This is a genomic window from Luteimonas sp. YGD11-2, assembly GCF_004118975.1.
Classification (GTDB): Bacteria; Pseudomonadota; Gammaproteobacteria; order Xanthomonadales; family Xanthomonadaceae; genus Luteimonas; species Luteimonas muca.
Genome location: NZ_CP035376.1, coordinates 1,032,197 through 1,056,955, shown reverse-complemented (window position 1 = coordinate 1,056,955; position 24,759 = coordinate 1,032,197). Strand labels below are relative to the sequence as shown.

Sequence of the window (24,759 nt, the reverse complement as noted above, 5' to 3'; positions counted from 1 at the left end):
CGGCAGCGGAAGCCTATTCAGGGAGCGGGCACGCTAGCAGCCCCGCGATAACTCTGCGATGACGAAGCGCGAGGCGGGGCCGCACCGGTCATCGACCGGCACGAAGACGCCGCTATTCCGCCGGCTCGCGCGCACCGGCCGGACTCAACTCCAGCCCGGTCAGATACAGCCGCAGGTCGAACTCCAGCTGGTGGTAGTCCGGCGCCATATGCGTGCACAGCTGGTAGAAGGCCTTGTTGTGCTCGGCCTCCTTCATGTGCGCGAGCTCGTGTACCACGATCATCTTCAGGAAGTCCGCGGGTGCGTCGCGGAACACGCTGGCGATGCGGATCTCGCGGCTGGCCTTGAGCCGCGCGCCCTGCACGCGCGAGATGGTGGTGTGGGTGCCCAGCGCATGCTTCAGTACCTGCAGCTTGCCGTCGTAGAGCACCTTGCCCAGCGGCGGCGCCTTGCGCATGTGGCGCTCTTTCAGCGCCTGCACGTAGGCGTAGAGCTGGCTGTCGTTGCGCACGGCGTGGGCGTCGCGGTACCTCGCGGCCAGCAGCGCGCCCAGCCGGTCCTGCGCGATCAGCTCGCGCACCTGTGCCTGCACCTGCGGCGGATAGCCGCCGAGGTATTTCAGCGGCTGCATCGGCAAAAACCCCGCTTGCGCGGGGTTTCCTGCTGCGGGGCGAACGCTGCGGTCAAGCGAAGGGATCCTGCAGCACCATGGTGTGGGCGCGGTCGGGGCCGGTGCTGACGATGCTGATCGGGCAGCCTGCCAGTTCCTCGAGTGCGCGCAGGTAGGCACGCGCCGCGGCGGGCAGCCTGTCCCATTCGGTGATGCCGTGGGTGCTCTCCTCCCAGCCCGGGAACTCCAGGTACACGGGGGTGCACTCGTCCCAGCCCTGGGCGTCGAGCGGGGCGTATTCGGTGCGCTTGCCGTGGTACTCGTAGGCGATGCAGATCTTGAGCGTCTTCATGCCGTCGAGCACGTCGAGCTTGGTGATGCACAGGCCGGAGATGCCGTTGATGGCCACCGCGCGCTTGAGCGCGACGATGTCCATCCAGCCGCAGCGGCGGGGCCGACCGGTGGAGGCACCGTATTCCTGGCCGCGGTCGCGCAGGCCCTGGCCGATGTCGTCGTCGAGCTCGGTCGGGAACGGGCCGCCACCCACGCGCGTGGCATAGGCCTTGGCGATGCCGAGCACGTAGTCGATCGCATCCGCGCCGACGCCTGCACCGGCCAGCGCGCCACCGACGGTGGTGTTGGAGCTGGTGACGTACGGGTAGGTGCCGTGGTCGATGTCGAGCAGTGCGCCCTGCGCGCCCTCGAACAGCACGCGCTTGCCCTGCCTGCGGAGGTCATGAAGGATGCCGGCGACGTCGGACTTCATCGGCTCGACGTATTCGCCGAATGCCAGCGCCTCGTCATAGGTCTTCTGGAAGTCGACCGCGTCGACGCCGAGGTATTTGGTGAGCACGAAGTTGTGGTAGTCGAGCGCGGTGCGCAGCAGCTCTTCCAGCTGCTTCGGGTAGTGCAGGTCGGCCACGCGGATACCGCGACGCGCGACCTTGTCCTCGTAGGCCGGGCCGATGCCGCGGCCGGTGGTGCCGATGGCCTTGCCGCCGGCCGCCTTCTCGCGGGCCTGATCGAGTGCGATGTGGTACGGCATGATCAAGGGCGTCGCCGGGCTGATCTTCAGCCGCGAACGCACTTCGACGCCGGCGGCCTCGAGCTCGCCGATCTCCTTGATCAGCGCCGCGGGCGAGAGCACCACGCCGTTGCCGATCAGGCACAGCGCGTCATCGCGCAGGATGCCGGAGGGGATGAGGTGCAGCACGGTCTTCTTGCCGCCGATCACCAGCGTGTGGCCGGCGTTGTGGCCGCCCTGGAAGCGGACGACGCCGCCGATGTCCTGGGTGAGCAGGTCGACGATCTTGCCCTTGCCCTCGTCGCCCCACTGCGCGCCGATCACCACCACTGACTGACCCATCTCGAAACTCCTGCATTGCGTGCGGCCATCGGGGCCGCGGGAGGGACCGTGCCGGGCATCGCGGGGTCATCCGCGGCCTGCTCCATCGGGGAGTGGCCGCCACGCAAGCGCCAGACACGGAAAAAGCCGGGGGGCTGCGACGCCCCTGCCGGCTTTTGCGCATTATCCGGGTTTGTGGGGCGGGTGCCAGCCCGCCGGGGCCCGGGTTGGGCGGCGGCTCAGCCGCCGCGCACGAAGTACAGCGCCACCAACCCGATCGCGAGGGTGATGCCACCCAGCCCGCGCACCTGGTTGTCCGGCAACTGCAGGATCTGCACCATGGTGCGCTTCCAGCCGCCCGGCATCGCGAACAGGATCAGCCCTTCGAGCACTGCGACCAGGCACAGTGCGGCCCACAGATCGCTCATCGGTCGCTGCGCATGTACTGCAGGAACGGATCGTCGCGCTCGAGCACGATCACCGAGTTGCCGTCCTCGAACGAGCGGCGATACGCCTCGAGGCTGCGCTGGAAGGCGAAGAATGCCGGATCGCGGTTGGCCGCCTCGCCGTACAGTCGGGTGGCCTCGGCATCGCCCTCGCCTCGCAGCGTCTGCGCATCGCGCTCGGCCTCGGCCAGGATCACTGCCTGGTCGCGATCGGCCTGGGCGCGGATCAGGCGTGCCTGCTCCTCACCTTCGGCGCGCAGCCGGCTGGCCACCTGCTTGCGCTCGGCGCGCATGCGGTTGTAGACCTGCTGGATGACGTCGCTGTCGGTGGGCAGGTCGATCTGCTTCAGGCGGATGTCGATGATCCGCATGCCCAGCGTGCGGGCGCCGTTGTTGATCGTCTCAAGCTGCTTGGCGATGACCTCGCCGCGGTCGCCGGACACCAGCTGGGTCAGGGTGCGGGCGTTGATCTCGTTGCGCAGCGAATCCTTGATGATCGGCGCCATGCGCTCGGCCGCCAGGCGCTCGTCGCCGCCGGTGGCACGGTAGAAGTCGCCGACGTCGGCGATCGCCACGATGGCGACGAAGTCGACGGCCACGTCCTTGCGCTCGGAGGTCAGGTAACGCTCGGGCGAGAAGTCGACCGCGTTGAAGCGGCGGTCGAACACCCGCACCGACTGCACCAGCGGGATCTTGAAGTGCAGGCCCGGCGGGATGTCGGTGCGGCTGACGCGGCCAAGGTGCAGGACCAGGCCGACCTGGCCTTCGCGCACCACGTACACCGAGCCCATCAGGCCCAGCACCAGCACCACCGCCAGCAGCGGAATGAGTGCGCGGAACTTCATCGCGAACCTCCTTCACCACGGGCGGGCCGCGGGGTATTGCGGGGCGGGCGCGGGGGGTTGCCCTCGTTGCCCGTGGCCGGAGCCAGGATTTCCGGCGGCAGCACGGCCGGGCCGCTGTTGGCGGTATTGCCGGTGGACGACGTATTGCCGCTGCCGCCCGTGCCGGTGCCGCCCTGCCCCATCGGCACGTAGATCAGCTGGCGGCCATCGCCACCGACGACCGTGCGGTTGTCGGCCAGCACGCCGGACACGGTGTCCAGCCACAGGCGCTTGCGGGTGACTTCGGGGGCGTTGCGGTATTCGTCGAGCAGCAGGCTGAAGCGGGTGGCGTCACCGGTGGCGCGCGCGATCGAGGCGGTCTTGTAACCCTCGGCCACGGTGCGGGTGCGCGAGGCCTCGCCTCGTGCTTCCGGCACGATGCGCGCGGCGTAGGCGCGGGCCTCGTTGACCAGGCTTTCCTGGATCTGCTGGGCGCTGTTGACCTCGTCGAACGCGGGCTTGACCTCTTCCGGCGGACGCGCGTCCTGCAGGTTGAGTTCGGTCACGACCAGGCCGGTGCGGTAGATGTCGAGCGAATCCTGCAGCTGCTTCGACGCCAGCGCCGACAGCGGGCCACGCGCACCGAGCACGGTGTCGAGGTCGGAGCGGCCGACCTGCTCGCGCACGACGCCCTGGGCGACCTGCTCGAGCATGCGGTCGGCATCGCGGGTGCCAAACAGGTAGAGCTCCGGATCACCGACGCGGTACTGCACGTTGAGCGACACGATGACGATGTTCTCGTCGCGGGTCAGCACCGGCACGGTGTTGGTGAAGGTCTTGATCGCCGTGGCGTTGACCTTGTTCACCCGCTCGATCGGCCACGGCAGCTTGAAGTTCGGGCCGGGCTGCATCACGCGCACCGCGGTACCGAAGCGCAGCACCACGCCGCGCTGCTGTTCGCCGATCAGGGTGAAGCTGCTCATCAGCAGGAGCACCACGATCGCGATGCCGACCCAGCGCAGCGGGTTGCCGCCACCGCCGCCGCCGAACAGGTTGCGCAGCTGGTTGATCAGGCCATCGAGCCCGCCACCGCCGCCGCGACCACCGCCTGAAGGCTTCCACGGACCGCGGTTGTTACCGCCGGACCCGCCGCTGTTGTTCTTGCCGGGGATATTCCAGGCCATGCCTGCTCCAATCTGGGGTGCACCCCGCGCGGACGCAGGGGACGCACATTCTACAAGGTGTCCGGGAGGGGGTGCCGGCGGATGTGGCGGCAGGGCCGGCCGTGCCGCGGCCTCACCACTCGCTTTCGACGGGTTCCACCAGCCCGCGCAGCGGCTCGCCACCCTCGTCGGCGGCGAGACGTGCAAGGTCCGAGCGCGCGAGGTCGATGGTCAGCTGCCAGCCGTTCTCGTCGTGGGTCTCGGTCTTCACCGCGTCGAGCGCATGCAGGCGCGCGCGCAGGCGGCCGGCGGACGCGGGCAGTTCGATGTCGGCCACGATGCGGCGCAGGTCCAGGCGCACCGCCAGCGCATCGCGCAGCAGGTCCAGGCCGAGCCCGTCGCGCGCGGAGATCCACACCCGCTCGTGGTGCACCGCCTCGTCGGCCGCGGCGTTCTCCGGACGCTCGTGGCGCGGCTGCGCCCCCTCGATGCGGTCGATCTTGTTGAAGACGAGGACCTGCGGGATTTCGCCGGCCCCGATCTCCTCGAGCACCTCGTCGACCTGGGCGATGCGTTCGGCGCTGAGCGGATCGGCGGCGTCGATGACGTGCAGCAGCAGGTCGGCCTCGCGCGCCTCGCTCAGGGTGGAGCGGAACGCGGCCACCAGTTCATGCGGCAGGTCGCGCACGAAGCCGACGGTGTCGGCCAGTACCACGTTGCCGCCGGGCAGGCCGATGCGCCGCACGGTGGGGTCGAGGGTCGCGAACAGCTGGTCGGCGGCGTAGGCATCGGCACCGGTGAGTGCGTTGAACAGCGTCGACTTGCCGGCGTTGGTGTAGCCCACCAGGGCCACGCGCGGCAGCTCGCTGCGCACGCGGGCGCGGCGCATCTGCGTGCGCTGCACCTCGACCTTTTCCAGGCGCTTCTGCAGCTGCTCGACGCGCTTCTGCAGCAGCCGGCGGTCGGTCTCGAGCTGGGTCTCGCCCGGGCCGCGCAGGCCGATCGAACCACCGCGCTGGCGCTCCAGGTGGGTCCAGCCGCGCACCAGCCGGGTGGCCATGTGGCGCAGCTGGGCGAGCTCGACCTGCAGCTTGCCTTCGTGGCTGCGGGCGCGCTGGGCGAAGATGTCCAGGATCAGCCCGGTGCGATCGACCACGCGGCGCTCGAGGAACTTCTCGAGGTTGCGTTCCTGGCCGGGCGACAGCGGATGGTTGACCAGCACCAGGTCGGCGCCGGTGGCATCCGCGGCGGCCTTGATCTCGTCGAGCTTGCCGCTGCCGATCAGCGTGGCCGGATTCGGCTTGTCGATGCGGGCGGTCAGCACATGCACCACGGCCGCGCCGGCGGAGCGGGCGAGCTCGGCGAACTCCTCCAGCGCGCCGTCATCGGGCGGACCACCGGCATGCGGCTGCACCAGCAACGCGTGCTCGCCTTTCTTGCTGCGTTCAAACACGCGGTGCGTGCTCCGGGAAACGGGGACGAAGCAGCAAGATGCGGGCGGCAGGCCACCGGTTCAAGGCCGGCGAGGCAGGTGCCGCGACTCTCGGCAGGTCAGACGGCTTTTCCGGCTGGAGCTGCGGTCTCGGGACGAACCCGGCGAGGCCGCCCCCACACGAGCGCCCGCAGGACGCCGGGATGCGCCGCAGGGATCGCGCCTGCGCGCGATCCCTGCGGGCGGGAGGCTATTCGGCCTCGTCGGCGGCGCCTTCGGCACCGTCCGACTGCACGTGGCCACCACCCGGCCCCACGCGCACATTGCGCGCCGGCACCACGGTGGAAATGGCGTGCTTGTAGACCATCTGGCTGACGGTATTGCGCAGCAGGACGACGAACTGGTCGAACGATTCGATGGTGCCCTGCAACTTGATGCCGTTGACGAGGTAGATCGACACCGGCACACGCTCGCGCCGGAGTGCATTCAGGAAAGGGTCCTGCAAGGACTGCCCCTTGGACATGGTGTTTCCCCAACGTGTTTGTTGTTGTGGTTGCGTGGTGCCCTGCCCGACCCGTCTCCCCGGAAACGGCGGCAGGCGGCCGATGGTACACAAGTCTTCACCCGCGAAACGGGGCCTGCGGTGCGGAAACACCCATCTCAGCGTTGCAGGGCGCGCACCACCGCTTCGTGCAACGCAGCCGCGTCGGTGGCCGGGTCGAACCAGGCCAGGTCCGGGTCGCCACGCAGCCAGGTGTACTGGCGTTTGGCGAGCTGGCGGGTGGCGGCGATGGCGCGCTCGCGGAAGCCGGCGGCATCGCAGAGCCCGTCGAGGTGCTCCCAGGCCTGCCGGTAACCGACCGCGCGCAATGCCGGCAGGTCCAGCGGCGCGGGATGCGCGCGCAGTTGCGGCAGTGCACGCAGCCGCTGCACCTCGTCGAGGAAGCCGGCCGCGAGCATGGCGTCGAAGCGCAGGGCGATACGCGCGTGCAGCACGCTGCGATCGGCGGGCGCCACCACAAGCCGTTGCACGCGGCACGGCAGGCCCGGCCCCGTGGGGCGCTCGCGCTGCCATGCGCTGATCGGCCGTCCGCTGATGCGGTGGACTTCGAGGGCGCGCTGGATGCGCTGCGGGTCGGTGGCATGGATGCGCGCGGCGGCGTCGGGATCCACCGCGGCGAGCCGCGCATGCATGGCCGGCCAGCCGATCACGGCCGCCTCCGCCGCGAGCTGCGCGCGCACCGCCGGATCCGCCGGCGGCATGTCGGACAGGCCATCGAGCAGCGCGCGGAAATACAGCCCGGTGCCGCCGGCAAGGACCGGCAGGCGCCCTCGGGCGAGGATGCCGTCGATCGCCCTGCGCGCATCGGTGGCGAACTCGGCCGCGGAGTAGCCCTGCCACGGCTCGCGCAGGTCGAGCATGTGGTGCGGCACCCGCGCCTGCTCGGCGGCGTCGGGCTTTGCCGCGCCGATGTCGAGGCCGCGATAGACCAACGCGGAATCCACGCTGACGATCTCGCCGCCGTGGCGCTCGGCCAGTTCCAGCGCCAGCGCGGTCTTGCCCGACGCGGTCGGGCCCATGATCGCAAGCGCCGGTGGGCGGCGGTCGTCAGCGGACATGGCCCGGCGTCAGTGCCCGGTTTCGCGCAGCGACGCGCGCACCTGCATGTGTCGGGCCTGCACCTCGGCCCCCGGCGCCGGACCAAGCAGGCTGACCACGATCGCCGCAACCGTGCCGGCGATGAAGCCCGGGATCATCTCGTACAGGCCGGCGTCGAACCGGTTGACCATGATCTCCTTCCAGAAGATCACCATGACCGCACCCGCGACCATGCCCGCCACCGCGCCGTTGCGGGTCATCCGCTGCCAGAACAGCGACAGCAGCAGCACCGGGCCGAACGCCGAACCGAAGCCCGCCCAGGCATAGGACACCAGCCCGAGCACGCGGCTGTCGGGGTCGCGGGCGATCCAGATCGCCACCATCGACACCAGCAGCACCGCCGAGCGGCCGACCCACACCAGCTCGCGCTGCGAGGCCGCCTTGCGCAGGAAGCCGCGGTAGAAGTCCTCCGACAGCACGCTGGCGCAGACCAGCAGCTGGCTCGACAGCGTGCTCATCACCGCGGCGAGGATCGCGGCGAGGATCAGCCCGGCCACCCAGGGGTTGAACAGCAGTTCCACCAGGGTGATGAACACCCGCTCCGGGTTCGCGGCCACCGGGCCGGCCTGATCCGGATGCGCCTGGAAGTAGGCGATGCCAAGGAAGCCCACGATCACCGAGCCGGCCAGGCACAGCAGCATCCAGCCCATGGCGATGCGCCGCGCGGACGGGATCGTCTCGACGCTCTGCGCGGCCATGAAGCGCACCAGGATGTGCGGCTGGCCGAAATAGCCCAGCGCCCAGGCCAGCAGCGAGATGATGCCGACCAGGCCCAGCTGGCCGCCGCGGAACCAGTCGAGATGCAGCGGATCCTGCACGCGGATGAGATCGATGCTGGCCTCGAAGCCGCCGGTGTGCATGAACACCAGCACCGGCGCCAGCAGCAGCGCGAACAGCATCAGCATGCCCTGCACCACATCCGTCCAGCTGACGGCGAGAAAGCCACCGATCAGGGTGTAGAGCACGGTGACCGACGCCCCCCACCAGATCGCCTCGGCATAGCCGAGCCCGAACACACTCTCGAACAGCCGCGCACCGGCCACCACGCCGGAGGCGCAGTAGATCGCGAAGAACACCAGGATCACCACCGCGGTGAACACGCGCAGGATGCGGCTGTGGTCCTCGAAGCGGTTGGTGAAGAAGTCCGGCAGGGTCAGTGCGTTGCCGGTGCGCTCGGTGTACACGCGCAACGGCCCCGCCACGTAGCGCCAGTTGAGCCACGCCCCGAGGATCAGGCCGATGGCGATCCACGACTCCGACAGTCCGCTGAGAAAGATCGCGCCGGGCAGGCCCATCAGCAGCCAGCCGCTCATGTCCGAGGCACCCGCCGACAGCGCGGTCACGCCCGGCCCGAGGCTGCGGCCGCCGAGGATGTAGTCGTCGAAGTTCCTGGTCGAACGCCAGGCGGCGATCCCGATCACGACCATCGCCGCGAGGTACACGAGGAACATGACGATGGTGGGTGTGTTGGCTCTGAGCACGCGGTTTCCCCCGGATGAAGCAGGACATGCCGTGGGCCCACGGCAAGCGCGCCAGCCTAGCGCACCACGCCCGGCCGGGTCATATGTCGTTCGGGCTGGTGCCGGCGCGGTGCGCTTATGCACAGAGCCTGTGGACAAGCGTCCGGGACAGCCTGTGGACAACATCGAACGGCCCTGCAGCAGCGCGGCCGCGCGCCGTCGTGGTCAAGAATTGACCAGTGCACCTGCGAGATGCGGATCGCGGCAACACCGCGATCTGTCAAGCGTTTTCCGCGCTGCGTGCGCTGCGGATCAGAGCTCGTCCGGCCAGCGGATCGCCGGTGCTGCCGGCGACCCACCGCGCGGCATCGGCACCGCGGCCACCGCGTTCCAGACCTTCAGCGCATCGACGGTGGCCGCGACGTCATGCACGCGCAGCAGCAACGCACCACGCTGCGCGGCGATCAGGTGCGCGGCCACCGAACCGGCCACGCGCGCGTCGGGCACCTCGCGGCCGGTGAGTTCGCCGATGCTGCGCTTGCGCGACAGCCCCGCCAGCACCGGAACGCCCAGCTCGAGGAACTTCTCCAGCCGCGCCAGCAGCGTGAGGTTGTGCTCGAGGGTCTTGCCGAAGCCGAAGCCCGGATCGACGACGATGCGCCTGCGCTCGATGCCGGCCATCTCGGCGGCGAAGATGCGCTCGGCAAGGAAGCGGTGCACGTCGCCGACCACATCGTCGTAGTGCGGTGCGTCCTGCATCGATCGCGGCTCGCCGAGCATGTGCATCAGCACCACGACCGCGCCGGTTTCCGCCGCGGCGTCGAGCGCGCCCTCGCGGCGCAGGCCGTAGACATCGTTGATGATGCCGGCGCCGGCGGCGACCGCGGCGCGCATGACCTCCGGCTTCGAGGTGTCGATGCTGATCGGCACGCTGGTGCGCGCATGCAGCTGCTCGATCACCGGCAGCACGCGGCGGAGTTCCTCCTCCACCGGGACGCCAGCGGACCCGGGGCGGGTCGACTCGCCGCCGATGTCGAGGACGTCCGCACCCTCCTCCAACAGCTTAAGCCCGTGCGCGACGGCGGCCTCGACCTCGTCGTGGCGGCCACCATCGGAGAACGAATCCGGGGTGACGTTGACGATGCCCATCACCTGCGGGCGATCGAGCCGCAGCACGCGGCCGCGGCAGTCGAGCTGCGCGACGGTGTCGAACATCAGCGCCGCCGTGCGACGCCGGAGCGGGTCGGTTCGATGCGGCGCAGGCGGCGGCTGCGCGCCACCACCCCGGCCATGATCCCGCACGGAAGGCCGAACACCATGCCCAGCACGATATTGCCGGCGAACCAGCCCAGTGCCGCGCCCAGCAGCAGGCCCAGGACCAGCCACATGGGATCCATGACCGCTTCGTCGTTGCTCATGCGCATGCTCCAGATGGCAGAAAGGCCAGAGGTCGACTCTGGCCTTTTGCCCTGCGTGATGCAACCGTGAAAGTCACGGTTCGCGGCTGCGTGCAGCCTCCGCTCAGGTCTGCTCGGCAGCCCCGCCGATCGGCGGCACCGGGCGCGTCTCGCCACCACGGCCATCGCCATCATCACCACCGCGGCCGGACTTGCTCCAGCCCATCGGCGGCGGCGGCTCGCGACCTTCCATGATCGCGTCGATCTGCGGCACGTCGATGGTCTCGTACTCGAGCAGCAGCTTCGACATCGCATGCAGCTTGTCGATGTTGGCGGTGAGGATCTCGGTGGTGCGGGCGTAGGCCTTGTCGAGGATCGAACGCACCACCTCGTCGATGCGCCGCGCGGTGTCGTCCGACACGCTCTTGTGCTGGGTGACCGAGCGGCCCAGGAACACCTCGTCGTCCTCCTCGCCATAGGCGATCGGGCCGAGTTCGTCGGACAGGCCCCACTTGGTGACCATGTTGCGGGCCATCTTGGTGGCGCGCTCGATGTCGTTGGAGGCGCCGGTGGTGACCTTGTCCTCGCCGAAGATCAGTTCCTCGGCAACGCGGCCGCCATACAGCGAGCACAGCTGCGACTCGATCGCGACCTTGTTCATCGAGTACTTGTCGCCTTCGGGCAGGTACATGGTCACGCCCAGCGCGCGGCCGCGCGGAATGATGGTGACCTTGTAGACCGGGTCGTGCTCGGGCACCAGGCGGCCGACGATGGCGTGGCCGGCCTCGTGGTAGGCGGTGAGGGTCTTCTCTTCCTCGCTCATCGCCATCGAACGGCGCTCGGCACCCATCAGGATCTTGTCGCGGGCACGGTCGAAGTGGTCCATGCGGACTTCCTTCGCGTTCTCGCGCGCGGCGAACAGCGCCGCCTCGTTGACCAGGTTGGCGAGATCGGCTCCGGAGAAGCCAGGCGTGCCGCGCGCCACGATCAGCGCATCGACGTCCTCGTCGAGCGGCACCTTGCGCATGTGCACCTTGAGGATCTGCTCGCGGCCCTTGACGTCGGGCAGGCCCACCACGACCTGGCGATCGAAGCGGCCCGGGCGCAGCAGCGCCGGGTCGAGCACGTCGGGGCGGTTGGTCGCGGCGATCACGATCACGCCCTCGCCGCCCTCGAAACCGTCCATCTCCACCAGCAGCTGGTTGAGGGTCTGCTCGCGCTCGTCATGACCACCGCCCAGGCCGGCGCCGCGATGGCGGCCGACGGCGTCGATCTCGTCGATGAAGATGATGCACGGGGCCTGCTTCTTGGCCTGCTCGAACATGTCGCGCACGCGGGACGCGCCGACGCCGACGAACATCTCGACGAAGTCGGAACCGGAGATCGAGAAGAACGGCACCTTGGCCTCGCCCGCGATCGCCTTGGCGAGCAGGGTCTTGCCGGTGCCCGGCGGACCGACCATCAGCACGCCGCGCGGGATCTTGCCGCCGAGGCGCTGGAAGCGTGACGGATCACGCAGGAACTCGACCAGCTCCGACACTTCCTCCTTGGCCTCGTCGCAACCGGCGACGTCGGCAAAGGTGACCTTGGTCTGGTCCTCGGACAGCAGCTTCGCGCGCGACTTCCCGAAGGACATCGCGCCCTTGCCGCCGCCCTGCTGCATCTGCCGCATCATGAACAGGAAGAACCCGATGATCAGCAGCACCGGCAGGAAGTTGATCAGGATGTAGAGCAGCGACGGCCCGCTCGACGGCGGCGCCTGGCGGATCTCGACCCCGTGGTTGATCAGGTCGTTCATCAGGCCTTCGTCGCGACGCGGCGCGATCACCGTGCCGCGCGAGCCGTCGGCGCGCTCGAAACTGATCGTGCGCTCGTCCTCGGCGATGTCGACCTTGTTGACGCGGTCGCGCCGCACTTCCTCCATGAACTGCGAGTACACCACTTCCTGGGTACCCACCGTGCGCGGGCTGAAACTCTGGAACACCACCATCAGTACGACGGCGACGATCACCCAGAGCATCAGATTCTTGACGAGATCGTTCATGGAGTTGTCTGCATTCCGAAATTGAGCGGTGGAACCGCGTGTCGCCGGCCGATGTTACTACCGCCGGTCGCCTCGCCCCGGCGCAGGACGCAACGTGCCGTCCCGCCGTTCACTTCATCACCGCGCGCTTTCCCTGCGCGAGCGCGTAGACCTCGGGCGAGCGCTGCCGCGATGCCGCCGGCTTGCGGATGGCGAGCCTGTCGTAGCGGCGGCGCAGGTCGCGGACGTAATCGTCGAAACCCACGCCCTGGAACAGCTTGATGAGGAAGGTGCCACCGGGGCGCAGGTGGTCGTCGGCGAATGTCATCGCCAGCTCGGCCAGGTGCATCGCGCGGGGCTGGTCGACGGCGTCCATACCGCTCTTGTTGGGGGCCATGTCCGACAACACAAGGTCTACCGGGCGACCATCGAGCATGGCCTCGAGGGCCGATAACACCGCATCCTCCCTGAAATCCCCATGAAGAAACTCGACGCCGGCCAGCGGCGGCATCTCCAGGATGTCCAGCGCGATGACCCGGCCGCTGTCGCCGAGTGCCTGGCGGACCCACTGCGACCAGCCGCCGGGTGCGGCGCCGAGGTCGACCACGGTCATCCCCGGCTTGAGCAGGCGGTCGCGTTCGACCAGCTCCTCCAGCTTGTAGGCCGCGCGCGAGCGCATGCCCTCCGACTGCGCCCGCTTCACGAACGGATCGGAGAAGTGTTCCTTGAGCCAGCGTTGACTGCTTTTGCTGCGCGACGGCATGGGGACGGCGGCGCGGGGCGCCGGCGGGTCCGGAGGAGGCGGGCCGGCATGATACCCTGCGCTCCCTTAAGCCGCCCGCCCCCGCACTGCATGAGTATCGCGCTTACCGCCTCCCAGATCCGATTCCTGCGCGGCCAGGCGCACGAACTGCGCACCGTGCTCCAGGTGGGAGGCAAGGGCGTCACCGATCCATTGCTTGCGGAACTCGACGGCCTGCTGGAGCACCACGAACTGCTCAAGGTGAAGGTGGCCGCCGCCGACCGTGACGAGCGCGACGCGCTGGTGGATGCCCTGGTTGCCGGCAGCGGCGCGGCGCTGGTGCAGCGCATCGGCAACGTCGCCATCCTCTACCGCCCGGCCAAGGACAAGCGCCGCATCGTGCTGCCGCGCGCCTGACCGCGCCGGCCGGGCAGCGTTCCGGTTCCATCGCAGCGGGCTGATCCCATGCAGCTGACCCTCGAAAATCCCGACTTCGACTACTTCCTTCGCGGTGCCAACGGCAGCGCGGCGCTGGTCAACGACCGTCGCCTGGAACGCAGCTTCATCGTCGCGCCGGATGCGCTGGTGGAGGACTGGGGCGTGGCATCGGTGGATGCACTGACCGTGGCCGACCTCGAGGCCGTGCTGGCCCTCGATCCCGAAGTGGTGCTGCTGGGGTCGGGCGACCGCCAGGTGTTTCCGCCGGCCCAGGTGCTGGCCGCGTGCCTGGCGCGCGGAATCGGCATGGACACGATGACCAACGACGCGGTGGCGCGCACCTACCAGGTGCTGGCCGGCGAAGGCCGCCGGGTGGTGGCCGCGTTCGTGCTCTCCGCCGGGTGAACCGGCCGCCGCGGCTTCAGCGTCGCGGCAGGTACGACAGCGGATCCACCGGCCGCCCGTTGTGGCGGATCTCGAAGTGCAGCATGTCGCGCGCGGCGCCGCTGCGGCCCATCTCGGCGATCTGCTGCCCGACGCGCACGCGCTCGCCCTCATTGACCAGCCGCGAGCGGTTGTGGCCATAGGCGGAGAGCCAGTTGTCGTCGTGCTTGACGATGATCAGCTCGCCATAGCCGACCAGGCCGGAACCCGAATACACCACCACGCCGTCGCCGGCGGCGCGCACCGCCTGGCCACCGGTACCGGCGATGCCAATGCCCTGCCTGGTCGGATCGCCCTCGGTGAAGCGGCTGATCAGCTGGCCGTCGGCCGGCCAGCGCCAGGCGATATTGCTGCGCACCGGGGCCGGAGGTGGCGTGGCCACGGTGCCCGACGACGGACGCGTGGTGCCGCTGCCCTGCGTGGGCGACGGACGCGATGCGGTGGCGCCCCCCGGATACAGCCGCAGCCGTTGGCCGGGATAGATCGTGTACGGGGCGGCGATGCCGTTCCAGGTCGCGAGGTCGAGGGCGCTGACGCCGTTGCTGGTGGCGATGCGGTACAGGGTATCGCCGCGCTGCACGGTCACCGACTGCCCGGGACGCGGCACCGAGCTCCCCGGCCGCACCGGGCCGCTGCCGCCTTCGCGCACCACCCGGCTGCTGCCGCACGCGCTCAACAGGGCGAGCACCGCGATGGTGGCGATGATCCGGATGGCGTGGCGTGGCATCAGGGCAATGTCCTCACGGCGATGGCGGATGGAAGGCGGGCGCGCCGAAGAGTGCCGTGACGCGGATGAACGCGGCGGCGACATGCTCAGCCGAGCACGCCCGACAGCAGCGGAACGAAACTCACGGGTGCGAGGTCGGTGCGCTCGATGCTGTCGTCGGCGAGCCGGCGCAGGCGCACCAGCGTCTGCCCGCCACTGCCGCCCACCGGCGCGACCAGCACGCCGCCGGGTGCCAGCTGCGCGGTCAGCGCATCGACCAGCGCGGGCGCGGCGGCGGTCACGATGATGCCGTCGAACGGGCCGTTCTCCGCCCAGCCGATGCGCCCGTCGTCGTGTTTGCTGCGCACGTTGAGGCCCAGCGAGCGGAAGCGCTTGCGGGCGATGCGCAGCAGTTCGCCGATGCGCTCGACGGTGTGCACCTCGACGCCGAGCGCGGCGAGGATCGCCGCCTGGTAGCCGGAGCCCGTGCCGATCTCGAGCACCTTCTGCGGCATCGCGGTCTCCAGCAGCACCTCGGTCATGCGCGCGACCACCCACGGCTGCGAGATGGTCTGGCCATGGCCGATGGGCAGCGCGGTGTCCTCGTAGGCGCGGGTGGCCAGCGCCTCGTCGACGAACAGGTGGCGCGGCACGGTACGGATCGCGTTGAGCACGCGCTCGTCCGCGATGCCATCGTCGCGCAGGCGCTCGATCAGGCGGTCGCGTACCCGTTGCGAGGTCATGCCGACCCCGAGTGCTTCCGGCTGCAGGCGCAGGCGCGGGGTCATCATGACCTGCCGTTCCGCAGTTCGTCGGCCAGCCCGCCGACCCAGCTCGCCACCTGCTCGAGCGCCTGGTAGCGCGTGAGGTCGACGTGGATCGGGGTGATCGCGATGTTGCCGGTGCGCACGGCGTGGAAATCGGTGCCGGGGCCGGCATCGAGTTCGGCGCCCGCCGGGCCGATCCACCACCACATGCGCCCGCGCGGGTCTTCCAGCGGTACGCAGGGCTCGGCGCGGTGGCGGTTGCCCAGGCGGGTGACCTCGAAACCGGCGACCTCCGACCATGGCAGGTCGGGCACGTTGACGTTGAGGATGGTGTCGGCCGGCAGCGGATCCGCCTTCAGGCGCTCGACGATCTCCACCGCGGCGCGCGCGGCGGTCTCGTAGTGCTGGCCGACGTGGTCGCGGGTGACCAGCGACATCGCCACCGCGGGCAGGCCCAGGAAGCGCCCTTCCATCGCCGCGGCCACGGTGCCGGAATAGATGACGTCATCGCCGAGGTTGGCGGTGTTGTTGATGCCGGAGACCACGATGTCGGGCTCGATCTCGAGCATCCCGGTGATCGCCACGTGCACGCAATCGGTGGGCGTGCCGTGCACGCGCCAGGTGGTGTCGTCGACCTGGATCACCCGCAGCGGCATGTCGAGCGTCAGCGAATTGCTGGCGCCGGAGCGGTCGCGGTCGGGGGCGACGATCAGGACGTCGTGGCCGGCGCCACGCAGGCCCTCGGCAAGGATGCGGATGCCCGGCGCGTCCACGCCGTCATCGTTGCTCACCAGTACTCGCATGAACCCGCTCTGCCGTGCCTCGCATCGTATGGATGCGCGACATGATAGCGGATGTGGACACTGCCGCCCCGGACGCGGACGCCCGATGCCGTTGCCTGAAGCGGGTCACACGGCTTCTGTCTGGCGTGCAGTCGACCGCGGGGGTCACCGCACGCAGCGGGATAGACTGCGCGCGTGACCGCCGATCGACCGCCACCGCCTGACGACGACGATGCCGCGCTGTTCCGTGCGGCGATCGGGCCGGTGCGCGAGCACACGCCGGAGCCGGCGGCACCCGGACTGCAGCGCCCCCGCCCGCGTCCGCGCGCGCGCATGGCCGAGCGCGACGAGCTCGACGCGCGTGGCGAATTCCGCAGGCTGCTCGAGGATGCCCCGCTGGAAGCCGGGCTGCTGGCCGGCGACAGCCTGAGCTACCGCCGCGACGATGTCCCGCCGCGTGTGCTCAAGCGGCTGGCGCGCGGACAGTACGCCGCCCAGGACGAACTCGACCTGCATTTCGCCAACGTCACCCAGGCCGAGGCGATGCTGCGGCAATTCCTTGGCGAGGCACGCGACCACGGTTACGGCTGCGTGCGGGTGATCCACGGCAAGGGCCGGCACGCCGATGGCACCCCGGTGATCAAGAACCTGGTCGACCGGCTGCTGCGGCATCGGGGCGATGTGATCGCCTACCACTCGGCGCCGGCCGCCCAGGGCGGAACCGGCGCGGTGCTGGTGCTGTTGCGGCCGCGCTAGCCCACGGTGGAACCGGCGCTCATGGCTCGAACGGCGGCCGGGCCAGTCACGCCAGCACGCGGCCGCCCGGCCCGATCACTCGATGCTGCGCGGGGCGGTGTTCTTCGGCGGCGGGTTGATCCAGTGCACCAGCAGGCCGCGGCGTCGCGCTTCCGCATTGACGCGGCCGATGTACTCGGCGTCGTCGTGCATCAGGTTGTGCTGCGACGTGGGCGCGGACGACCGCGCCATCGGCTGGCTGCTGGCACAGGCGGCGAGCGCGAGGACCAGCAGCAACGGGACCAGGCGATACAGGGTGCGCATGACGGCTCCTCCTGCCCCGCCCCTGCGGGGCCACGCCTCCGCTTATACGCCGACGGCCATCGTGCTCCAGTGCCCTGCCCCCATATTCCGACAGACGGTGCACGCACGCGCCGGTCCGGCCGGAAACCCGCGATCCGCTCAGTCGAGCGTGCCCACTGTGGTCGCCAGTTCGCGCAAGACCGTGGTCGCATATGCACCGGGCGGCAGTGCGAACCGCACCTCCAGCACATCATCGGCGCGCCAGTCCCAGGCGAGCCCCTGCGGACGCAGCCGGGTGGCGCGGCGCTCCTGCCTGAGGCCTTCGCGTTCGAGCCCGGCGCGCAGTGCCAGTGCGTCATCGTCGCCCAGCGCGGCGACTTCGAGCTGCAGCGCCGCGCCGGTCGCGCGTGGTTCGCCGCGGCCCCACAGCGGTGCGGTCGGATGGATATCGCCTGCCTGCAGGCGCGCAGCCAATGCGTCGTCCATGGGTTCCGGGCCGAACACGCTGCGACTGCCGTCGAGCATCCACACCTCGCCGTCGAGCGCGGCGTCCCAGCAGTCCTGTTCGACACGCCGGGCGAGCACGCGGTTGAAGAGTTCCGAGCGCGCGGCCGACAGCAGCATCGAACGTTCCTCCCGTCGCATGCGCCGCCCCGACCGGGCGCCGGCGGCAGCGAACATCGCCAGCGCCTGCGCCACGTTGGACCCGCCGCGGCCGAAACGCTGCTCGCCGAAGTAGTTGGGCACGCCACGCGCCGCGATCGCCGCCAGCCGCGCCTGCGCGGCTTCGCGATCGCCCTGCACGTCGCGCAGTACCAGCACGAACGCGTTGCCGGCCAGCGCGCCGCGCGGCAGCTTGCGCGAGTGCCGGTGCATCGCGAGCACCCGCAATCCTTCCACCTGCAGCGTGTCGAGCGCCGGCGCCTCGCGACCGGGCAGATGCAGGGTGAAACGCTGGCGGGTGACCGCGTGGCGGTCCTTGAGGCCCGCGTAACCGATCGCGTCCACGTCGATGCCCGCCCATGCCGCAAGCGCGCGCGCGGCGAAGGCGGTGTTCATGCCGCGCTTCTCGATGGTCACCAGCAGATGCTCGCCGGCGCCGCTGGCCTCGAAGGCATCGACCTCGTCGACGCGGAAGTCCTCGTCCTGTGCGCGGATGCGCGCATCGATGACGGGGCCACCCAGCGCGTACGGCAGCGGCGCGGCCGTGCTCACGCCGCGACCAGCAGGCAGACCGCCTGTGCGGCGATGCCTTCGCCGCGACCGATGAACCCCATCTTCTCGCTGGTGGTGGCCTTGACGCTGACCGCGTCCACATCGATGCCGAGATCGGACGCCATCGCCTCGCGCATCGCCTGCGCATGCGGGCCGATCTTCGGCTGCTCGCAGATCACGGTGATGTCGGCGTTGCCGACGCGCCAGCCACGCTCACCGATCAACGCGTTGCAGTGGCGCAGGAACGCGCGGCTGTCGGCGCCCTTCCACTGCGGGTCGGACGGCGGGAAATGCACGCCGATATCGCCAAGCGCCAGCGCGCCCAGCATCGCGTCGCACAGCGCGTGGATGGCGACGTCGCCGTCGCTGTGCGCGACCAGGCCGCGCTCGTGGGCAATGCGCACGCCACCGACCACGACGTGGTCGCCCTCGCCGAAGGCGTGGACGTCGTAACCCTGGCCGATGCGGATCTTAGGTAATGCTGGCATGGCGTGCGTGGTGTCCTTTGTCGATTGCGGGCGGCAGCTTGCCATGCGCCGCCGTGGTTTGCTGCGGGCACCCATCCGCGTTGATCGGCGAAATCCGCCGCAGGAACGCGCGTTACCGTCGCCGTGACAGCACGAACTCGAAGCGTTCGAGATCGGCGCGCGTGGTGATCTTGAAGTTGTCCTCGGCGCCTTCCACCAGCAGCGGGCGTGCGCCCTGGCGCTCCATCGCCATTGCCTCGTCGGTGATCGCGAAGCCGGCGTCCTCGGCAGCGGCAAGCGCACGGGACAGTTGCAGGCGGCGGAACAGCTGCGGGGTCAGCGCGCGCCACAGGCGCTCGCGTGGCTCGGTGCCGTCGATGCCACCGTCGTCGCCGGCGCGCTTGAGGGTGTCGCGCACCGGCGCGGCGAGGATCGCGCCGACCGGATCCTCGCGACCGCGTTCGAGCAGCGCGGCGAGATCGGCCAGAGCGAGGTTGGGCCGCGCGGCATCGTGCACCAGCACGAAATCATCGGCGCGCACGTCGGCGGGCAATGCCTGCAGGCCGGCAAGCACCGAGGCGGCACGCGAATCGCCACCCGTGCAGGTCAGCAGCGGGCGGCCATCGATCTCGTGCCAGCCCTGCCACAGGGTATCGTCCGCGGCCAGTACCACCACCGCGCCCTGCACCGACGGATGCGCGAACAGCGCGCGCAGCGTGTGCATGAGCAACAGTTGGCCGGCGGCTTCGAGGTACTGCTTGGGGCGTTCGCCGCCGAAGCGCGTGCCCCTGCCCGCGGCCGGCACCACCGCCCAGATCCCGCGCGGATGTTCCAGGCTCATGGCAGCGGCGACTCCTGCAGCGGCGCTTCGCCCGGTTCGGGATCCTCCGGGTCGGCGGGGTCGCGCGGTGCCGCTGGCGGGATCGCCGGGGCGGGCGCGTCGACGACCCGGTAGAAGACCTCCCCGGGGCGCACCATGCCGAGTTCGCTGCGCGCGCGCTCCTCCACGGCGGCCTCGCCGGTGGGAGATTTCAGGTCGGCGACTTCCGCGGCCAGCGCGGCGTTGCGCTGGGCCAGCCCGGAGTTCTGCCGCGCCTGCTGGTCCACGCGCGCCTGCAGTTCGGCCACGTCACGGTTGCCGCCGGTGCCGAACCACAGCCGGTACTGCAGCCATCCCAGCAGGACGACCAGCAGTACCAGCAGGATGCGCAGGACGCGCATGCAAGGCTCCGGTCAGCGCCTGAGCGAGACGAACGCGTCGCGACCGGCGAAACGGGCCTGCGCCCCCAGCGCCTCCTCGATGCGCAGCAGCTGGTTGTACTTCGCCACGCGGTCACTGCGGCACAGCGAACCGGTCTTGATCTGCGTGGCCGTGGTGGCCACGGCGATATCGGCGATCGTGGTGTCCTCGGTCTCGCCGGAGCGGTGCGAGACCACCGCCGCGTAGTTGGCGGCATCGGCCATCGCGATGGCTTCCAGGGTCTCGGTCAGGGTGCCGATCTGGTTGACCTTGATCAGGATCGCATTGGCGGTCTTCGAGTCGATGCCTTCCTTGAAGATGCGCGGATTGGTCACGAACAGGTCGTCGCCCACCAGCTGCACGCGGTCGCCGACGCGCTCGGTCAGCTGCTTCCAGCCGGCCCAGTCGTCCTCGGCCATGCCGTCCTCGATGGTGATGATCGGGTACTGCGCGACCCAGTCGGCGAGGAAGTCGACGAACTGCTCGCCGGTCAGGCGCCTGTTCTCGCCGACCAGGTGGTACTTGCCGTTGTCGTGGAACTCGCTCGAGGCGACATCCAGGCCCAGCAGCACGTCGTCGCCGGCGCTGTAACCGGCCTTGCCGATCGCCTCGAGGATGGTGTCGAGCGCTTCGACGTTGCTGCGGAAGTCCGGCGCGAAGCCGCCTTCGTCGCCGACCGCGGTCGACAGGCCCTGGCCCTTCAGCACCGCCTTCAACGCATGGAAGATCTCGGTGCCGGCGCGCAGCGATTCGGCGAACGAGCCGAAGCCCACCGGCAGCACCATGAACTCCTGGAAATCGACGTTGTTGTCGGCATGCGCACCGCCGTTGATGATGTTCATCATCGGCACCGGCAGCACCGGGGTGCGGTCGCCGGCCAGCAGCTTCCACAGCGGGACCTTCTTCGCCGCCGCCACCGCATGCGCGTTCGCCATCGACACGCCGAGCAGCGCGTTCGCACCCAGCCGGGCCTTGTTCTCGGTGCCATCGAGGTCGATCAGGCGGCGGTCGAGGCCGGCCTGGTCGGCGGCGTCGAAGCCCTTGAGCGCATCGGCGATCGAGCCATTGACGTTGGCGACCGCGCGGCTGACGCCCTTGCCCAGGTAGCGGGTCCTGTCGCCATCGCGCAGCTCCACCGCCTCGCGGGCGCCGGTGGAGGCCCCCGAGGGCACGGCGGCGCGGCCGAAGCTGCCGTCCTCCAGGGTGACTTCGGCTTCGAGGGTGGGGTTGCCGCGGCTGTCGAGGATCTCGCGGGCATGGACGGATGCGATTTTCATTTCAGCTCAGTGCTTTGTGGTAGTTGGAGAGGAAATCGGCCGACGGCAGGCAGGCGCCTGCGGTGGCCTGTGCTTCGAAATGGTAGACGTAGGCCAGTGCGCGCGCCTGGTCGATCGGACGCGACGGCTCCCAGGCGGAGATCGCCTGGAAGGATCGCATGATCGCCTGCGCGTCGTCCTCGGCCGCAGCGAGTGCGGCGCGCGACGGTGCATCGGCGGGGAGCAGCAGCAGCGCCTGCGCGCGCATCTCGCCGGCAAGGCCAAGCGCCTGCAGCGTGGCCACCGCCTGCGCGGGCGTGCGGCGGTCGCGGCTGCGCTCCACGCATTCGCGCAGCGCGTCGATCGCCACGGCGAAGCGGTTCCACTCATTGGCGTCGAGCGGCGCGGTGTCGGCGGGGGTGGGCGCGGTGACCGCCGGCGACCCGGCGGGCTGGGCCTGCACGGCCAACACGGCAGCAGCCGCGATGAACGCGGCCAGCGCGCGTATCACGCGCCCGCGGTGCGGCTCAGCCCAGCGTCGACTCAAGGAAGCCACCCTGCTTGGCGACACGGTCGAGTGCCTGCATGGTTTCCAGCAGCGCGCGCATGCTCGCCAGCGGCCACGCGTTGGGGCCGTCGGACAGCGCGTTGGCCGGATCCGGATGGGTTTCCATGAACACCCCGGCCACGCCCACCGCCACCGCCGCGCGCGCCAGCACCGGGACGAACTCGCGCTGGCCGCCGCTGGAGCTGCCCTGTCCGCCCGGCAACTGCACCGAGTGGGTCGCGTCGAACACCACCGGGCAGCCGGTGTCGCGCATCACGCTCAGCGAGCGCATGTCGCTGACCAGGTTGTTGTAGCCGAAGCTCGCGCCGCGCTCGCAGACCATGATCTGCTGGTTGCCGGTGGACTTCGCCTTCTCGACGACCGGCTTCATGTCCCACGGCGACAGGAACTGGCCCTTCTTGATGTTGACCGGCTTGCCGGCGGCGCAGACCTTGCGGATGAAATCGGTCTGGCGCACCAGGAAGGCCGGCGTCTGCAGGACGTCGACGACCGAGGCGACCTCGTCCATCGGCGTGTACTCGTGCACGTCGGTCAGCACCGGCACGCCGATCTGGCGCTTCACCTCCGCCAGCACGCGCAGGCCCTCCTCCATGCCCGGGCCGCGGAACGCGGTGCCGGAGGTGCGGTTGGCCTTGTCGAAGCTCGACTTGAAGATGAAGTTGATCCCGAGCGCGTCGGTGATCTCCTTCAGCTGCCCGGCGACGTCGAGCTGCAGCTGCTCGCTTTCGATGACGCAGGGGCCGGCGATCAGGAAAAACGGCTGGTCGAGACCGACTTCGAATCCACAGAGGTTCATGAGGGAGCCCTTGTTTGCCGCGAACTGGCGCGGATGGACACGGATGGAGCAGATGCGGGTGCAGGCATGGAACGGCGCGCCACGGCAGGCCCCGTGAACGGAGTCCGTTCCTGGTCCGCATCGATCCGCGTGGATCGGTGGCAGAACCGGCTCATGCGGTGGCTTCTTCCAGCCGCGTGCCGCCGGCGGTCGCCTTGCAGTCGCGTGCGGCGCGGATGAAGCCGACGAACAGCGGATGCCCGGTGCGCGGGGTGGACAGGAACTCCGGATGCGCCTGGCAGGCCAGGAACCACGGGTGGTCGGGCAGCTCCACCATCTCAACCAGCAGGTCGTCCATCGACTTGGCCGAGATCACCAGGCCGGCGTCCTCAAGCTGGGTGCGGTAGCGGTTGTTGAATTCATAGCGGTGGCGATGGCGCTCGCCGACCACGTCGCGGCCGTACATGCGGTGCGCCAGCGTGCCCGGCTTCAGGCGCTGCTCCTGCAGGCCCAGGCGCATGGTGCCGCCGAGGTCGGAGTCCTCGCTGCGCAGCTCGACCTCGCCGGTGCGGGTGCGCCATTCGGTGATCAGGCCGATCACCGGATGCGGCGTCTGGCGGTCGTTCTCGGTGCTGTTGGCACCCTCGAGCCCGGCGAGGTTGCGGGCCACGTCGACCACCGCCGCCTGCATGCCGTAGCAGATGCCGAAATACGGAATGCAGGTCTCACGTGCGTGCTTCGACGCCAGCACCTTGCCTTCGAACCCACGGTCGCCGAAGCCGCCCGGCACCAGGATGCCGTCCACGCCCTCGAGCACCTTGCCCGCGCCATGGCGCTCGAGGTCCTGCGATTCCACCCACTTCAGGTTCACGCGGGTGCGCTGGCGGATACCGCCGTGCTTGAGCGCCTCGCCGACCGACTTGTAGGCGTCCTTGTGGTCGACGTACTTGCCGACCACGGCGATGGTGACCTCGTCGACCGGGTTCTCGGCGGCATCGACCACGTCGATCCATTCCGACAGGTCGGCAGGATCGGTGGCCTGGTTGCCCAGCTGCAGGCGTTCGACGATCAGCTGGTCGAGACCCTGCGCATGCAGCCACATCGGCAGCTTGTGGATGTTGTCGAGATCCACCGCCGAGACCACCGCACGCTCGGGCACGTTGGTGAACGAGGCGATCTTGCGGCGCTCGCCGTCGGGCAGCGGCTGTTCGCTGCGGCACACCAGGATGTCGGGCTGGATGCCGATCGACCGCAGTTCCTTGACGGAGTGCTGGGTCGGCTTGGTCTTGAGCTCACCGGCCGCGGCGATGTACGGCACCAGCGTGAGGTGCATGAACACCGCCTTCTCGCCACCGCGATCGGTGCGGATCTGGCGGATCGCTTCCAGGAACGGCAGCGATTCGATATCGCCCACGGTGCCGCCGATCTCCACCAGCGCCACGTCGTAGCCCTGGGTGGCCTCGTCGATGGCGCGCTTGATGGCATCGGTGATATGCGGGATCACCTGCACGGTGGCGCCGAGATAGTCGCCGCGGCGCTCCTTGCGGATCACCGACTCGTAGATCTTGCCGGTGGTGATCGAGTTCTTGCCCGACAGGCGCACGTTGACGTAGCGCTCGTAATGGCCGAGGTCGAGATCGGTCTCCGCACCGTCGTCGGTGACGTACACCTCGCCATGCTGGAACGGGCTCATCGTGCCCGGATCGACGTTGATGTAGGGATCGAGCTTCATCATCGTCACCCGCAACCCGCGCGCCTCGAGGATGGCGGCAAGCGAGGCGGCGGCGATGCCCTTCCCGAGGGAAGACACCACGCCGCCGGTGACGAAGACAAGCGGAGTGACGGAACGCAGAGGGGAGGTCATGGGCACAGCGGTCGCTGGAAAGCCCCATTCTACAGGTTGCCGGCGGAGCCCGCCCGACCGCCCGCTGTCCGGCCGGAAACAGCGCGGGCGCCATCGC

28 protein-coding genes are annotated in these 24,759 nt (G+C 69.8%); 3 read left to right on the top strand and 25 right to left on the bottom strand.

Annotated features, from left to right (window positions below; genetic code table 11):
* Positions 1-112 precede the first annotated feature (112 nt).
* From ERL55_RS04810 to rlmE, 13 genes are all read right to left on the bottom strand, one after another.
* Positions 113-631 carry a M48 family metallopeptidase gene (locus ERL55_RS04810; protein WP_129135419.1) on the bottom strand — a complete coding sequence of 173 codons (519 nt, stop codon included), beginning with the start codon at positions 629-631 and terminating at the stop codon, positions 113-115.
* Positions 632-683: 52 nt separating this feature from the next.
* Positions 684-1,976, bottom strand: coding sequence for an adenylosuccinate synthase (locus ERL55_RS04805; protein WP_129135418.1), 1,293 nt, complete (start codon positions 1,974-1,976; stop codon positions 684-686).
* Positions 1,977-2,194: 218 nt separating this feature from the next.
* Positions 2,195-2,383: a DUF2065 family protein gene (locus ERL55_RS04800; protein ID WP_129135417.1), complete on the bottom strand. Its 189-nt coding sequence runs from the start codon at positions 2,381-2,383 to the stop codon at positions 2,195-2,197.
* The gene (hflC, locus tag ERL55_RS04795; RefSeq protein ID WP_129135416.1) at positions 2,380-3,246 is read right to left on the bottom strand and encodes a protease modulator HflC; all 867 of its coding nucleotides are present in this window, start codon (positions 3,244-3,246) and stop codon (positions 2,380-2,382) included. Before hflC ends, ERL55_RS04800 begins: the two co-directional genes overlap by 4 nt.
* On the bottom strand, positions 3,243-4,409 hold the full coding sequence (gene hflK / locus ERL55_RS04790; RefSeq protein ID WP_129135415.1) for an FtsH protease activity modulator HflK: 1,167 nt from the start codon (positions 4,407-4,409) through the stop codon (positions 3,243-3,245). Before hflK ends, hflC begins: the two co-directional genes overlap by 4 nt.
* Positions 4,410-4,521: 112 nt before the next feature.
* Positions 4,522-5,841 (bottom strand): ribosome rescue GTPase HflX, encoded by a 1,320-nt coding sequence (hflX, locus tag ERL55_RS04785; RefSeq protein ID WP_129135414.1) that lies wholly within the window; start codon positions 5,839-5,841, stop codon positions 4,522-4,524.
* 229 nt (positions 5,842-6,070) lie between these two features.
* On the bottom strand, positions 6,071-6,343 hold the full coding sequence (gene hfq, locus ERL55_RS04780) for an RNA chaperone Hfq (protein WP_129135413.1): 273 nt from the start codon (positions 6,341-6,343) through the stop codon (positions 6,071-6,073).
* Between the two features lie 137 nt (positions 6,344-6,480).
* On the bottom strand, positions 6,481-7,440 hold the full coding sequence (gene miaA / locus ERL55_RS04775; RefSeq protein ID WP_129135412.1) for a tRNA (adenosine(37)-N6)-dimethylallyltransferase MiaA: 960 nt from the start codon (positions 7,438-7,440) through the stop codon (positions 6,481-6,483).
* A 9-nt stretch (positions 7,441-7,449) separates the two neighbouring features.
* Positions 7,450-8,961: a sodium/proline symporter PutP gene (putP, locus tag ERL55_RS04770; protein ID WP_241685839.1), complete on the bottom strand. Its 1,512-nt coding sequence runs from the start codon at positions 8,959-8,961 to the stop codon at positions 7,450-7,452.
* A 291-nt stretch (positions 8,962-9,252) separates the two neighbouring features.
* Positions 9,253-10,155 (bottom strand): dihydropteroate synthase, encoded by a 903-nt coding sequence (gene folP, locus ERL55_RS04765; RefSeq protein ID WP_129135411.1) that lies wholly within the window; start codon positions 10,153-10,155, stop codon positions 9,253-9,255.
* Positions 10,155-10,358, bottom strand: a complete 204-nt coding sequence (locus ERL55_RS04760) for a hypothetical protein (protein WP_129135410.1) — start codon at positions 10,356-10,358, stop codon at positions 10,155-10,157. Before ERL55_RS04760 ends, folP begins: the two co-directional genes overlap by 1 nt.
* Before the next feature lie 103 nt (positions 10,359-10,461).
* Positions 10,462-12,381 carry an ATP-dependent zinc metalloprotease FtsH gene (gene ftsH, locus ERL55_RS04755; RefSeq protein WP_129135409.1) on the bottom strand — a complete coding sequence of 640 codons (1,920 nt, stop codon included), beginning with the start codon at positions 12,379-12,381 and terminating at the stop codon, positions 10,462-10,464.
* A gap of 109 nt (positions 12,382-12,490) precedes the next feature.
* On the bottom strand, positions 12,491-13,123 hold the full coding sequence (rlmE, locus tag ERL55_RS04750) for a 23S rRNA (uridine(2552)-2'-O)-methyltransferase RlmE (RefSeq protein WP_129135408.1): 633 nt from the start codon (positions 13,121-13,123) through the stop codon (positions 12,491-12,493).
* A 90-nt stretch (positions 13,124-13,213) separates the two neighbouring features.
* On the opposite strand from rlmE, the gene yhbY reads away from it, so the two are divergent.
* Together yhbY and ERL55_RS04740 are read left to right on the top strand one after the other, a co-directional pair.
* Positions 13,214-13,519: a ribosome assembly RNA-binding protein YhbY gene (yhbY, locus tag ERL55_RS04745; protein WP_129135407.1), complete on the top strand. Its 306-nt coding sequence runs from the start codon at positions 13,214-13,216 to the stop codon at positions 13,517-13,519.
* Positions 13,520-13,567: 48 nt separating this feature from the next.
* Positions 13,568-13,945 (top strand): Mth938-like domain-containing protein, encoded by a 378-nt coding sequence (locus tag ERL55_RS04740; protein WP_129135406.1) that lies wholly within the window; start codon positions 13,568-13,570, stop codon positions 13,943-13,945.
* A gap of 16 nt (positions 13,946-13,961) precedes the next feature.
* Here the strand turns inward: ERL55_RS04740 and ERL55_RS04735 are convergent, their stop codons facing one another.
* From ERL55_RS04735 to surE, 3 genes are all read right to left on the bottom strand, one after another.
* Positions 13,962-14,711 (bottom strand): peptidoglycan DD-metalloendopeptidase family protein, encoded by a 750-nt coding sequence (locus ERL55_RS04735; protein WP_129135405.1) that lies wholly within the window; start codon positions 14,709-14,711, stop codon positions 13,962-13,964.
* Between the two features lie 86 nt (positions 14,712-14,797).
* Positions 14,798-15,478: a protein-L-isoaspartate(D-aspartate) O-methyltransferase gene (locus tag ERL55_RS04730; RefSeq protein WP_129137210.1), complete on the bottom strand. Its 681-nt coding sequence runs from the start codon at positions 15,476-15,478 to the stop codon at positions 14,798-14,800.
* Positions 15,478-16,260, bottom strand: coding sequence for a 5'/3'-nucleotidase SurE (gene surE / locus ERL55_RS04725; RefSeq protein ID WP_129135404.1), 783 nt, complete (start codon positions 16,258-16,260; stop codon positions 15,478-15,480). Before surE ends, ERL55_RS04730 begins: the two co-directional genes overlap by 1 nt.
* A gap of 174 nt (positions 16,261-16,434) precedes the next feature.
* Between surE and ERL55_RS04720 the strand changes: the two genes are divergently transcribed.
* Complete coding sequence (locus ERL55_RS04720; protein WP_129135403.1) at positions 16,435-16,995, top strand: Smr/MutS family protein; 561 nt, start codon at positions 16,435-16,437, stop codon at positions 16,993-16,995.
* Positions 16,996-17,070: 75 nt separating this feature from the next.
* On the opposite strand, the gene ERL55_RS04715 is transcribed toward ERL55_RS04720, so the two are convergent.
* From ERL55_RS04715 to ERL55_RS04675, 9 genes are all read right to left on the bottom strand, one after another.
* Complete coding sequence (locus ERL55_RS04715; protein ID WP_129135402.1) at positions 17,071-17,298, bottom strand: hypothetical protein; 228 nt, start codon at positions 17,296-17,298, stop codon at positions 17,071-17,073.
* 138 nt (positions 17,299-17,436) lie between these two features.
* On the bottom strand, positions 17,437-18,492 hold the full coding sequence (truD, locus tag ERL55_RS04710; protein WP_129135401.1) for a tRNA pseudouridine(13) synthase TruD: 1,056 nt from the start codon (positions 18,490-18,492) through the stop codon (positions 17,437-17,439).
* Entirely contained in the window at positions 18,489-18,980 is a 492-nt protein-coding gene (gene ispF, locus ERL55_RS04705; RefSeq protein WP_129135400.1) for a 2-C-methyl-D-erythritol 2,4-cyclodiphosphate synthase, read from the bottom strand. The genes truD and ispF overlap by 4 nt, the downstream gene beginning before the upstream one ends.
* 112 nt (positions 18,981-19,092) lie before the next feature.
* Positions 19,093-19,800 (bottom strand): 2-C-methyl-D-erythritol 4-phosphate cytidylyltransferase, encoded by a 708-nt coding sequence (gene ispD / locus ERL55_RS04700; protein WP_129135399.1) that lies wholly within the window; start codon positions 19,798-19,800, stop codon positions 19,093-19,095.
* Positions 19,797-20,180, bottom strand: coding sequence for a cell division protein FtsB (gene ftsB / locus ERL55_RS04695; protein WP_129135398.1), 384 nt, complete (start codon positions 20,178-20,180; stop codon positions 19,797-19,799). Before ftsB ends, ispD begins: the two co-directional genes overlap by 4 nt.
* A gap of 12 nt (positions 20,181-20,192) precedes the next feature.
* Positions 20,193-21,476, bottom strand: coding sequence for a phosphopyruvate hydratase (eno, locus tag ERL55_RS04690; protein ID WP_129135397.1), 1,284 nt, complete (start codon positions 21,474-21,476; stop codon positions 20,193-20,195).
* Between the two features lies 1 nt (position 21,477).
* Positions 21,478-22,002 carry a hypothetical protein gene (locus ERL55_RS04685; protein ID WP_129135396.1) on the bottom strand — a complete coding sequence of 175 codons (525 nt, stop codon included), beginning with the start codon at positions 22,000-22,002 and terminating at the stop codon, positions 21,478-21,480.
* Positions 21,983-22,819: a 3-deoxy-8-phosphooctulonate synthase gene (gene kdsA / locus ERL55_RS04680; RefSeq protein ID WP_129135395.1), complete on the bottom strand. Its 837-nt coding sequence runs from the start codon at positions 22,817-22,819 to the stop codon at positions 21,983-21,985. Before kdsA ends, ERL55_RS04685 begins: the two co-directional genes overlap by 20 nt.
* A 151-nt stretch (positions 22,820-22,970) precedes the next feature.
* Entirely contained in the window at positions 22,971-24,662 is a 1,692-nt protein-coding gene (locus ERL55_RS04675) for a CTP synthase (protein ID WP_129135394.1), read from the bottom strand.
* Between the last annotated feature and the right edge of the window lie 97 nt (positions 24,663-24,759).